This window comes from Faecalibacillus sp. MSK20_93 (assembly GCF_020589945.1).
GTDB lineage: Bacteria > Bacillota_I > Bacilli_A > Erysipelotrichales > Coprobacillaceae > Faecalibacillus > Faecalibacillus intestinalis.
The window spans coordinates 1-11,715 of the sequence record NZ_JAJDKA010000073.1; the positions used below are offsets into that span (position 1 = coordinate 1).

16 protein-coding genes are annotated in these 11,715 nt (G+C 29.0%); 13 read left to right on the plus strand and 3 right to left on the minus strand.

All coding sequences use genetic code 11. The features are described 5' to 3' along the window. Positions 1–201: 201 nt before the first annotated feature. Both LJD34_RS14460 and LJD34_RS14465 read left to right on the plus strand, forming a co-directional pair. Positions 202–441 (plus strand): DUF6870 family protein, encoded by a 240-nt coding sequence (locus LJD34_RS14460; protein WP_009319967.1) that lies wholly within the window; start codon positions 202–204, stop codon positions 439–441. A 65-nt stretch (positions 442–506) separates the two neighbouring features. Continuing rightward, positions 507–2,255: a recombinase family protein gene (locus LJD34_RS14465; RefSeq protein WP_009319968.1), complete on the plus strand. Its 1,749-nt coding sequence runs from the start codon at positions 507–509 to the stop codon at positions 2,253–2,255. 134 nt (positions 2,256–2,389) lie between these two features. Here the strand turns inward: LJD34_RS14465 and LJD34_RS14470 are convergent, their stop codons facing one another. The 3 genes from LJD34_RS14470 to LJD34_RS14480 form a co-directional block, all read right to left on the minus strand. Further along, entirely contained in the window at positions 2,390–3,235 is an 846-nt protein-coding gene (locus tag LJD34_RS14470) for a hypothetical protein (RefSeq protein ID WP_022000780.1), read from the minus strand. Continuing rightward, on the minus strand, positions 3,232–4,242 hold the full coding sequence (locus LJD34_RS14475) for a hypothetical protein (protein WP_227360235.1): 1,011 nt from the start codon (positions 4,240–4,242) through the stop codon (positions 3,232–3,234). The genes LJD34_RS14470 and LJD34_RS14475 overlap by 4 nt, the downstream gene beginning before the upstream one ends. A gap of 73 nt (positions 4,243–4,315) precedes the next feature. Further along, complete coding sequence (locus tag LJD34_RS14480) at positions 4,316–4,717, minus strand: hypothetical protein (protein ID WP_175301118.1); 402 nt, start codon at positions 4,715–4,717, stop codon at positions 4,316–4,318. Between the two features lie 145 nt (positions 4,718–4,862). On the opposite strand from LJD34_RS14480, the gene LJD34_RS14485 reads away from it, so the two are divergent. The 11 genes from LJD34_RS14485 (at position 4,863) to LJD34_RS14535 (ending at position 11,674) form a co-directional block, all read left to right on the plus strand. After that, a complete protein-coding gene (locus tag LJD34_RS14485; RefSeq protein WP_022000783.1) occupies positions 4,863–5,201 on the plus strand; it encodes a PadR family transcriptional regulator in 339 nt (112 codons plus the stop codon). Continuing rightward, the gene (locus LJD34_RS14490; RefSeq protein WP_117787800.1) at positions 5,194–5,571 is read left to right on the plus strand and encodes a DUF6120 family protein; all 378 of its coding nucleotides are present in this window, start codon (positions 5,194–5,196) and stop codon (positions 5,569–5,571) included. The genes LJD34_RS14485 and LJD34_RS14490 overlap by 8 nt, the downstream gene beginning before the upstream one ends. Positions 5,572–5,584: 13 nt before the next feature. Next, on the plus strand, positions 5,585–6,037 hold the full coding sequence (locus tag LJD34_RS14495) for a hypothetical protein (RefSeq protein ID WP_022000785.1): 453 nt from the start codon (positions 5,585–5,587) through the stop codon (positions 6,035–6,037). Between the two features lie 158 nt (positions 6,038–6,195). Next, positions 6,196–6,345 carry a GHKL domain-containing protein gene (locus LJD34_RS16850; protein WP_227360238.1) on the plus strand — a complete coding sequence of 50 codons (150 nt, stop codon included), beginning with the start codon at positions 6,196–6,198 and terminating at the stop codon, positions 6,343–6,345. A gap of 69 nt (positions 6,346–6,414) precedes the next feature. Then, entirely contained in the window at positions 6,415–6,948 is a 534-nt protein-coding gene (locus tag LJD34_RS14505; RefSeq protein WP_107029623.1) for a TetR/AcrR family transcriptional regulator C-terminal domain-containing protein, read from the plus strand. A gap of 86 nt (positions 6,949–7,034) precedes the next feature. After that, a complete protein-coding gene (locus tag LJD34_RS14510; protein WP_227360236.1) occupies positions 7,035–7,592 on the plus strand; it encodes a DUF308 domain-containing protein in 558 nt (185 codons plus the stop codon). A gap of 234 nt (positions 7,593–7,826) precedes the next feature. Next, entirely contained in the window at positions 7,827–8,585 is a 759-nt protein-coding gene (locus LJD34_RS14515; RefSeq protein WP_117481610.1) for a TatD family hydrolase, read from the plus strand. Between the two features lie 11 nt (positions 8,586–8,596). Continuing rightward, positions 8,597–9,526 carry a 3D domain-containing protein gene (locus tag LJD34_RS14520; protein WP_022000789.1) on the plus strand — a complete coding sequence of 310 codons (930 nt, stop codon included), beginning with the start codon at positions 8,597–8,599 and terminating at the stop codon, positions 9,524–9,526. A 129-nt stretch (positions 9,527–9,655) separates the two neighbouring features. Continuing rightward, positions 9,656–9,970, plus strand: coding sequence for a PTS lactose/cellobiose transporter subunit IIA (locus tag LJD34_RS14525; RefSeq protein WP_107029627.1), 315 nt, complete (start codon positions 9,656–9,658; stop codon positions 9,968–9,970). After that, positions 9,963–11,363, plus strand: coding sequence for a glycoside hydrolase family 1 protein (locus LJD34_RS14530; RefSeq protein WP_107029628.1), 1,401 nt, complete (start codon positions 9,963–9,965; stop codon positions 11,361–11,363). Before LJD34_RS14525 ends, LJD34_RS14530 begins: the two co-directional genes overlap by 8 nt. A 2-nt stretch (positions 11,364–11,365) precedes the next feature. Next, positions 11,366–11,674 (plus strand): PTS sugar transporter subunit IIB, encoded by a 309-nt coding sequence (locus LJD34_RS14535; protein WP_227360237.1) that lies wholly within the window; start codon positions 11,366–11,368, stop codon positions 11,672–11,674. The last annotated feature ends 41 nt before the right edge of the window (positions 11,675–11,715 follow it).

The window sequence follows — 11,715 nt, forward strand, 5'->3', positions numbered from 1 at the left end:
CCCACGCAGTGATCCGAGAGCGACTGTTGGAAAAGTCGTTTTGCCACGACCTATCCTCACAGAATAATGATACGTCCGCATGGTGCGGTTCTGCCCACAAGAATGGGAATAGTTGAGATACTAACGGAGCTTTCCAAAGCCGTCTGCCTGCTTATATATAAGTAAAAACTGCTAAACAGCAAAGCAAAGGGGGTATATCTATTGAATGATTTAGGAAATAAGCAGACAACAGTATGTTCCGATTATTTGGAAGCGGTCAAGTCAATCAATACCGACAAGGCTCTTTCCAACACAGAACGTCTATCTGCCTGCATAGAGGAATTAAACAATCCCTACTGCTTCTTATGTGGTAAAACACTTGTAAAAGTCGTGTTTAACGAGGATGCTCCAACGCTTGATTTTTGCTTGATAAATTACTTCAAGAGCCTAAAAAGTTACTGAAAAAATGGGCGAAATATGGTATAATAAAAGAGTGATAAATGACTTTTCTAATAGGAGAAATCAATATGCCGAGAGTTAGAAAAGTTAAAAAATCAAATAGCAAAAATCACATGGTATGGAGAATTGCCGTATATATCCGATTATCAAAGGACGACGGCAACGACGAAAGTTTAAGTGTTACGAACCAGAAAAAGATTATCCGTGAATACTTGGAAAATTTCTTTGAAGAAGAATATATCCTTGTGGATATTTATATCGACGACGGTATCAGCGGTACAACTGATGACGCAAGAACTGAATTTATCCGCATGATTGATGATGTGAAAGCTGGTCTTGTGAATTGTATTATTTGCAAGACATTAGCACGAACATTCAGAAATTATGCAGATCAAGGTTATTATTTGGAAGAACTTTTTCCACTTTATAACACAAGATTTATCTGTCTGGGAAGTCCGTCATTTGACACTTACAAAAATCCAGAGTCGATTACAGACGGTATGGACGTTCCGATTACGGGATTGATGAATGACCGTTATTCAGCAAGAACTTCTAATGATGTTCGACGTACCTTTAATATGAAACGTCGTAATGGCGAGTTTATCGGGGCTTTCGCTCCTTATGGATATAAGAAAGACCCAACAAATAAAAATTGCCTTATCATTGATGAAGTCCCTGCACAAGTGGTACGGGATATTTACCGCTGGTATGTAGAGGACGGTATGAGTAAAATCGGTATTGTAAGACACTTGAACGAATTAGGCGTACCTACACCTATGGACTACAAACACAGTCAAGGCTTGAACCTCAAAACACCTAATCAAGCAAAGAATGACGGTATGTGGGGCATTTCAACGATAGCTAGAATTTTAAGTAATCGAATGTATATCGGAGATATGGTACAAGGGAAACAGCGAGTAATCAGCTATAAGGTTCATAAAGCGATAGCAACGCCAGAGAGTGAATGGTTTATCGTAGAGAATACTCACGAACCTATTATTGACAAAGTAACCTTTGAAATGGCACAGTCTTTATCTCAACGTGATACCCGTACTGCTCCTACAAAAAGAAATGTCTATCTGTTTTCTGGTTTCCTACGTTGTGCAGATTGTGATAAGAGCATGACAAAGAAAACCAACAAAAAGAACATGGCAAACGGAGAAACCAAAGAATATACTTATTATGTGTGTTCTACTTATGCTTTAAAAAATAAAGATAAGTGTAGCCGTCATAGCATTTCATTAGAAGATTTGACAGAAGCCGTACTCAATGCAATTCAAGTACAAATTTCTCTTGTTTGTAACATGGCAGAGGTAATCACAGAAATCAATAAGCAAGAAGCTGTATGTAACCAGTCCTTGCGATTGACAAAGCAATTACAAACCAAAGAACATGAGCTTGAAAAGATTACTAATGTCATAGACAATTTGTATATGGACTGGAAGTGTGGCGAGATTACCAGAGCTGAATATGTAAGAATGAAAGCCAAATTTGAAGCAAAGGCAGACAGCATGAAAAATGCGATTGTCAATCTTAAAGCCGAGATTGAGCTTTCCTCAAAAGGCGTAGGCAATAATGACCCTTACCTACAAATGTTCTTGAAACATAAGAACATAACCGAGTTAAACCGTGGAATATTAGCTGAATTGATTGATACAATCTATATCCACGAAAACAACGAAATTACAATTAAGTTTAATTTTGCAGACCAGCATAAAAGATTGTTAGACTTTATCTCAAACAATCAAAACACATCTAAAAAAGAGGGACGTGTTTATACACTACCCTCACTATCTAAATCTACATTAGCTGTTTAAAAATTTTTGTCTATATATCTATGCACCGTTAGGACCAATTAATCCATAGATTCCAGATGATAAATGTAAAGTAATATGATCTAATGCTTTTTTGTTTTTATAATACTTTGATAAATCATTTATATAAATATTCATTACTTTACCACCAATGAAGTACTTTCTTCTGGAAGATTACTTGAAAGAGGAATAGCAATAGCTTTTACATTTTTTGTTTTATTTCCTGGTTTATAGCTTAATACTGCACTTTTGTTTTTAGGAAGTTCTATATGGTAGCTAGATACAGGTTTTAAATCTTCTAATACCCAAAGAATATAATTATCAGAAATACCACTCATTTTTATAGTAATAGGTTTATTTTTCTTAAAATTACCTTCTAGATTATTAGGAAATTGAATAAGTAAATTATTATCAAAATAACCTTCTTCATCATGTTTTAATAAATCAGATGTATAATCAATTAAATCATAATTATTATTTAAATCTATAGGATTATTAGCAGTATCTTGATGAATATCAATAAAAGTAGTACCACAAGCCATCATATGTTGCTTATTAGTAAGTTGTTTAAGAGAATCAACAATTTCATAATCAGCTATTAAAAAAGCATGCATATAAAGATGATCACCTTTACTACCAGTATTAGGCATAATAGAAACATGCTCAGTTTTATTAGTGTCTTTCTTTCCTTTAAATGTGTAGACTAAACTTTCTTTATCTTCATGCTTAATCATTTGAGGAATACCATTAATAAATATCATTAAACCAAAATTTGCATCTCTACCTACAACTTCATAATCGTAATTAATATCTACATCATTACCATCAAAACTATAACCATCTTCAATATGATGCAATCCAAAACCTACTTTTAAATCAACTGTTTCTTGATTGTTATTCTTTTTGATTGTTATATTTTCTTGTTTGGTACTACATCCAACAAGTAAAAATATACAAAACATACTGAGCATTATTTTTTTCATTCTGTTACCTCTCTTCTTATAAAAGTAGTTTTCTCATTCTGTTTACCTATAATAAATAATTGATGATCAACATATTCAGCAAATAAAATATTATCTAGCTCATTAAAATCATATTTTACATTATTAAAAATAATATAAGGTTTCCAATCATCAACACTTCCTTTTTCTGTAATAAGAATCTTTCCATTACTTAAATAACAATTTACAGAATTTTCATAATTAAGTCCTAAATCATTAAATCCATTATCATAATAAACAGCAATCTTATCCTTATTAGCACCATAGCCTTCATCTTGATTATGAATAATACTTTTATCTTTAAAAGAACTTAAAGTAACTTGAGGACTATTATATAAACTATAAGTTTGATGATTTATATCTATTACCCCATAACATCCAGAAGTTTGTTGACCTTGTTTTAAATATGTTCCACCAGTATAAATAAGGGTTTTATCATTTGTGAAAGCTAATTCCCATATAGCATTTAATTTTCTAGGTGTATCATCTAAAGTAAGAACAGTACTAACTAAGCGAGAATTTCTATCTAATAATAAAACGCTTTCTGTATCATAATTCATTTTTACACATGAAATAAATTGACCAGATGATGAAATAGCTAAACTATCATATTCAAATTCATCAAAAAAATTATTTAAATCAATATGATTTTTAAGTTTATGATTTTGAAATAAGAATAAAGTGTCTGTTAGTTGAATAGCATATATATCTTGAAGAACATGTATTTTAGCTTTATTAACAGGCACATCAAAAATCATTGTGTTTAATAATTCTTTATTTTTTTCTATAGAATAATCATAAACATATGTTTGATTATTTTTTTTATAAACGAATATTAAATTATGATCTATGATTTTAAAATCAATGATTTCATATTTTGATAATTGTTGGTAATCTTGAGTTTTCTTAACTGTTTTTACTTTATGATTATTTGTGGTTTGACAACCACATAGTAATATGACTAAAAAAATTATTATTATTTTTTTCATAGTTAACCTCACTATAGAAAATATCATTTCTGATATATTTAATAGATATTATCGAGAAATGATATTTATTAATTTAATATTGTGTAGATGTATAAACATGATATCCAGTTGTATGAATAGCATCATGTGTTCCATAAAATGTAACTTTAGTTCCAGTATATCCCCAACATTCTAATGTATCTCCAACACCAGAACTATTTGCATGTTGGTTTTGAGTAGAACCAATATTAGCGCCAGTGCTAGTTTTTTTAGCTTCTATTTTTATTTTGATAGATTTAACATTTTGACCAATAGTGGTACCACCTTCACACAATTTAGATGATCCACTATTATAAGGAGATATAAATCCTTTTAATGTACCATAGGGTGTTGATTTTGTTGTTGATTTAGCAGCGGATACAGAGTTTACATTTCCAAATGCCATAAGTAATGCGAAACTTAATGTTACAAATAATTTAATTTTATTTTTTTTCATAATTTAATATTCCTTTCATTAGTTTAGGTTGACGTCTACCTTAGTTTTATTATATCTTATATTACTACATTGTCAATAATACCTTTATAATAATAGTATGGTAATTATAATATTATAATGCTATAATTATTTTGGTGATAAAATTATGGCAAAATCAAATAGCTTTTTTAATATTGATATGCTTGTTTTAAGTTTGTTAAAAGTAAGTGATTGCTATGGATATGAATTAGTAAAAAAAATCAAAGAAGTTTCAAATAATACATTAGATATAAAAGAAGGTACACTTTATCCCGTAGTGCATAACCTATTGAAAAAAGAATACATTTCTAGTCGAGATGAAATAGTAAATAAAAAAGTAAGAGTTTATTATCATATTGAACCTATAGGAAGAGACTATCTAGAAAAAACAATTACTGATTTTAGAAAAAATATTAAAGGTGTATTCGATATTATTGAATATGGTGAGGTGGAAAAAAATGAATAAAGATTCAAAAAAATTTATTAAATATGTAAAAAGAATAATTCCTATCCATTCAAAAGATAAAAGAGAATTTATCTTATTATTATCTCAAAGAATAAAAGAATTTTCAGATGATTTAGAGAGATGTACTTATCAGGATATTGTAAATGAATTTGGTACACCTAATGAGGTTGCAGGATCTTATATTGAAAATATGGAAAGTAATGAACTCATAAAAAAACTAAATAGGAAAAAGTTATTTAAATATTTTCTTTTAACACTTCTAATTTTAATAACTCTATTATGGGGATTTAAAATGTATAGATTAAATCAATTATATGAAGAAGCAAAATCAGAAACACATGGTTATATTACTGAAGAAATTATTAAATAAAAGTAGAAAATTTATGAAAAAAATTATATTATTTTTAAGCTTATTTTGTATTTTATGCATACCTTCACAAGTAAATGCTTATAATTATGAAAATATTTCACAGATAGAATATTTGGAAGATGGTTCGTATATTGAAACAACTATATTTGTATCTAATGATTATGCTAGATCTCAAAAAACTGCTAGTAAAATTGCTAGATATAATAGTAGTACGGGCGTTCAACAATGGTATGTAACTGTAACTGGAACGTTCTCATATGGGAATGGATCAGCAAAATGTATTTCATCATCAGTTAAGTCAGGTGTATATAATAATAAATGGGCTATTTCGAGTAAATCTGCTTCTAAATCAGGAGCAACAGCAATAGCATCTGCAACAGCAAAACATAGCTATGATAATACAGCTTATGAAACAAAAAAATTAACTGTTAGGCTTACTTGTAGCTCTACAGGAGTATTATCATAATAATTGAATAGCATTACAAGGTAAATATCAGATTTCATTAAGTTATATAGCATTTGTCATTTTATATAATTGTATGTTTATAATTATATTTAAGTATTTGTTATTTATTGTTTTTGATATGAATTAACTATCCAGTATTAAAATATAATCCTCAGCTCATAAGTAAAAAAGGAACGGCAGAACATGGAATTGGTTTATCAAGTGTAAAATCAACTTTAAAAAAATATAAATCTGAAATATCTTTTTCAGAAGATAAATATTGGTTTACTGTTCTTATAGTTATTGATAAATACGAATATATTCATTAGTATTCATTTAAAAGAAATTGTTCATCTACAATTTCTTTTTTGTTATAATGTGGTAAATGAGGTAATGATATGAAAAAAACAAAAGAAACAATTATTGATGCTTTTTGGCAATTATTAGAAGAAAAACCATTTAATAAAATAACGGTTCAAAACATTGTCGAACGCTGTCATTTAAATAGAAATACATTCTACTATCATTTTCAAGATATCCCTAATTTAGCAGAATATACTGTTAAATCATGGGCAGATCAAATTATTCAAAATAACTATGAATTTGGTTCACCAATGACATGTCTTGTACCACTTATAGAAGAATGTAATCAACATAAAAAAGCTTTTCAACATCTTTATAATTCATCACAAAAAGATGAGTTTATTACCTATATGAATCATGTAGCTTTACATATTGTAAAAATGTTTATGAAACAATCTTCTCATTATGTTTTACGAAGTGAACAAGAAAAAGAAACACTTATTCATTTTTATAAATGTTTAATGATAGGTATTCTTATTGATTGGTTAGAAGCACAAGGTGATTATGATTTAAAACCATTTGTTGAACAAATATTTCATTTAATAGAAACAACAATACAGGCTCATTAGGAACCTTTTTTGGTTAATTCTTTTATTTTGTCCATTTTATGTTGATATAAATAAGATTATAGTAAAAGTAGAAAGAAGGAATGAATATGAAAACTTTAAATAAAGTAAAAATGAGTATATGGATTAATGCCTTAAGTGCAATAGTGATAGGTATATTATTTTTAATAAATCCTCAAGAATCTTTTCAAATTATTACAATACTTGCTGGTATTATTATTACTTTTACAGGAATTATTGATTTTATTTATTATTTTAGTGGTTGGTTAGATATTTATTTTATGAAGAATACATTATTGAGTGGTATTTTAAAATGCGTATTAGGTATCTTTGTATTAACACATATATCAATAATGACAACATTCTTTTCTTATATTTTTAGTTTATATATCATTATTAGTGCCATCTATTGTTTTGAAGCTTATACCTTTATTAAATCAATGGTTAGTTATTCTTTAACTTTTGATTATATTATTGTTACAATTTTAATTTTTACAGGACTTGCAATGTTCTTTTTGAGCCCAAGTACAGTCATTTCCTCTGCTTTTGTGATAGGAATTTTATTCCTTATTAATGGTATTGGAAACTTATTTATTGCTTTAAGACTTTCAAAGATTACAAAAGAATATCGTAGATATCTTCAATAATTTATACTTTAGTATCATAAATCATAAAAGTGGGCATATATTATAATGAGCCCTTTATAAAATACCATATTTATAAGCATATATTTGTTTAAATCCTAAAATACGACAAAATATATTTCATATCATTCAAAAAAATATTGATAAAAAGAACTAAATTATAATTTTAATGAATTGAAAAATTTAGAAATTTGACAAAGAGATAATATTTTGTTAGTATTCACCAGGGTGAGATTTATGTACTTTGATACACATTGTCATTTAAATAGTGAACAATTATATGAAAAAAAAGATGAATTTATTAAACATGCTTTAGATAACCAAGTAGAAATGATGGTTGTTGTAGGCTATGATCTTGAGTCTTCCAAAAAGGCAGTTGAAATAGCAAAAGAATATCCTTTTATCTATGCTGCTGTAGGGATAGGACCTAACGACTGTTTAAACACAACTACTCAAGATTTACAAATCATCGATGAGTACTTAAATGAACCAAAGGTTGTAGCACTTGGTGAAATCGGATTAGATTATTATTGGGATGATGTTCCTAGTGATAAACAAAAAGAAGTTTTTCAACAACAAGTTGATCTTGCTAAAAAACATCAAAAACCAATTATTATTCATTGTAGAGATGCTTATGAAGATACTTATGAAGTGCTTAAAAAAAATGGACATCCAGGAATTATGCATTGTTATAGTGGATCAGTAGAAATGGCAAAGAGATTTATTGATTTAGGTTTCTATATTTCATTAGCTGGACCAGTTACTTTTAAAAATGCCAGAGTTCCTAAAGATGTGGCAGAAAAAATAGGTTTAGAACATTTATTAATTGAAACCGACTGTCCTTATTTAACACCACATCCTTATCGTGGTACTTTAAATGAGCCTGCAAATGTTGTGTATATTGCCCAGGAAATAGCAAAGCTAAAGAACATGGAGATAGAAAGCGTTGCAAGTCAGACAACGTTTAATGCTAAAAAAGTATTTGGCATTAAATAGGAGGAAAATTAATGAAAACAATTAAACAAATTATTTCAGATGCAGACCCCCGACTGAAAGGGGTATTAGTGATTATGGTTGTATATGTAATGGTTATGGCGACAACTGTTACATCAGGAGCAACACAAGAAATAAAAGGTTATAAAGAAACAATTGAAATACAGTATCAAGATGGTGGCCAAGAAACTAAAGATTATTTAGTAAGACAAGATACTGTTAAAAATGTATTAAAAGAATTAGATGTAAACTTAAACGCAAAAGATACAGTTAACAAAGATATGTCTTATATTGTACAAAGTAAAGATTTATTACAAGTTAATCGTATTAACGAAGAAGAAGTAGAAGAAATGCAATATGTATCTTCACAAACAATAGAAACAACAGGTTTACATTTATTTACAACAGAAGTTGTTCAAACTGGACAACAAGGACAAATTAAGAATAAAGTGAAAGTCACTTATGAAAACGGTAAAATAGTTAAAAAAGAATTGTTATCGAGTGAAGTTGTAACAGAAAAAACAGATACAATTATCGCTCATGGGACAATTCAACCTGGAGCTTATTTTACTGGAAAACTGACAACATATGGTGGCGATTGTGCAGGAGGAAATGGAACTTCATCATCAGGTATTTCTTTATCACCAACAACTGGTGTTAAAGGAAGTCATAGCGCGAAGTTAAGTTATAATGGTGGAAGTTATTATTGTTTAGCAGCAGATCCATCTATTCCTTTTGGAACAATTATTAAAATTACAAATCACAACTTAGGTATTGAATCAACAGCGTATGGTATTGTTGTTGATAGAGGCGGAGCTATTAAGAAAAATCATATTGATATTTTTAATGGAACAGAAGCTGGCAAATACTTTAAAGGTGGTACGTCAAATAATACACAATTTGAAATCGTATCTGTTGGTAGTGGCAAGAATTTTTGGAAATAGATAACAAGTATATATAGCAAGTTCTCCGAAGTTGGAGAACTTTTTATTTTACCACTTTATAGTGGTAATTTTTGATTTTTCTTCTAACTTGTATTCACTTACAATGAATTTGTCGTTGGAGGTGATAGTATGAAAAGAGAAGAAGATTCTTGCCAATTAATATTATATAGTAGTAATGCGCGTACAAAAGCAATGGAAGCAATTTCCAATGCGAAAACAGGTAATGTTGTATTAGCAAATGATAATTTAAAAAACGCAAAAGATGAATTACTTATTGCACAGAAAAAGCATGCAGAATTATTACGTGATATGGCAAATGAAGAAGATGTTGAAACAAATCTATTGATGATTCATGCCGAAGATCATGTTTTCGGAGCACAAAATACTTTAGAAATGGCTAATGAAATTGTTGAATTATATGGGAGGTTAAAAGAATATGAATAAAGATTTCTTATGGGGTAGTGCAACAGCTTCTTATCAATGTGAAGGAGCGTGGAATTTAGATGATAAAGTAGAGAGTATGTGGGATGTTTATTTACATGAAAACAATCTTGAAAATGGAGATAATGCATCTGATTTTTATCATCATTTTGAAGAGGATTTATTACAGTTAAAAAATGGAGGACAAAACGCCTTTCGTATGTCTCTTGCTTGGCCTCGAATTATTAAAAATAAGGAAGGTGAAGTTAATTCAAAAGGAGTCGATTTTTATAGAAAAATTCTACAATGTTGTCTAGATAAAGATATTACACCATTTGTAACAATTTATCATTGGGATCTACCACAATATTGGGAAGAAACTGGCGGATGGCTTAACAATGAAGTATCCTATGCATACCAAAAATATGCAAAAATATGCTTTGAAAAGTTTGGCGATTTAGTTGATTTATGGGTAACATTTAATGAGCCAAAATGGTTTGTAAGCAGTGGATACCTAATTGGAAATTATCCACCAGCTCATAAAAATCCACAAGAAATGATTATTGCAGCTTATCACGTTATGCTTGCAAGTGCTTTGGGAGTTAAAATTTTTAAAGAAGGTGGATATAAAGGTCAAATTGGAATTGTTCATAGTTTTACACCTGTCAATGGTGTGGATGATTCTTTAGAAACAAGAATTGCAATGAGATATGCAGATAATTATTGTAACAATTGGATTTTAGATACAGCATGTCAAGGAGAATTTCCAATTGATTTATTAAGCGAATTAAATAAAAAGTTTGATTTATCATTTATTAATATTAAAGAGCTTGATGTAATTAAAGAAAATACGGTTGATTTCATAGGATTAAATTATTATGCTAGAGCTTTAATTAGACCATATAGTAATGGAGAAACTGTTTTAGTTGCAAATAATAGTGGAAATGGTGGAAGCAATAAGGTTATTATTAAAGATTGGTTTGAACAGGTTTTTGATGATCCTGATGCAATTTATACAGAATGGGGAACTGAAATTTGTCCATTAGGATTAGAACAAGGACTAAAAGAAGTTTGGAATAAATACCATTTACCACTTTATATTAGTGAAAATGGAATAGGTGTTAGAGAAGATGTAACAGTTGATGAAGTACAAGATGATTATCGTATTTCTTATATGAACGATCATATTGCAGCGATGATGAATGCTATGGATGATGGTGTAGATATGCGAGGTTATTTTGCATGGAGTACATTTGATTTATATTCATGGAAAAATGGATGTGAGAAAAGATATGGTTTAGTTGCAATTGATTTTGATACACCAAATCTTTTAAGAAAACCTAAAAAGAGTTATTATTGGTATAAAGAAATAATTGAAAGTAAAGGAAAAAAAATAGAGAGAAAGAGATGGGATTAGTTATGAAAAATGTAATGCTTGTATGTAATGCTGGAATGTCTACAGGTATTCTAGCAAAAAAAATTGAAAAAGCTAGCCAAGGACTATTGAGTGTTAAAGCCTATGGAGAAGCAGAATATGAAGAATATGCAAATAATTATGATTTGATTTTGCTAGGTCCACAAATTAGACATTTAAAACCAGAAATTGAATCTAAAGTTTCTATTCCTGTGGATTATATTGCGCCACAACATTATGGAATTATGAATGGTGAAGCTGTATTTCAAGATATAAAAAAAATATTAAACATAAAAGAGGAGCTAACTATATAAAATTCAAGTGATTTTATGAAAAAGTTTGAAAATATTTAAAA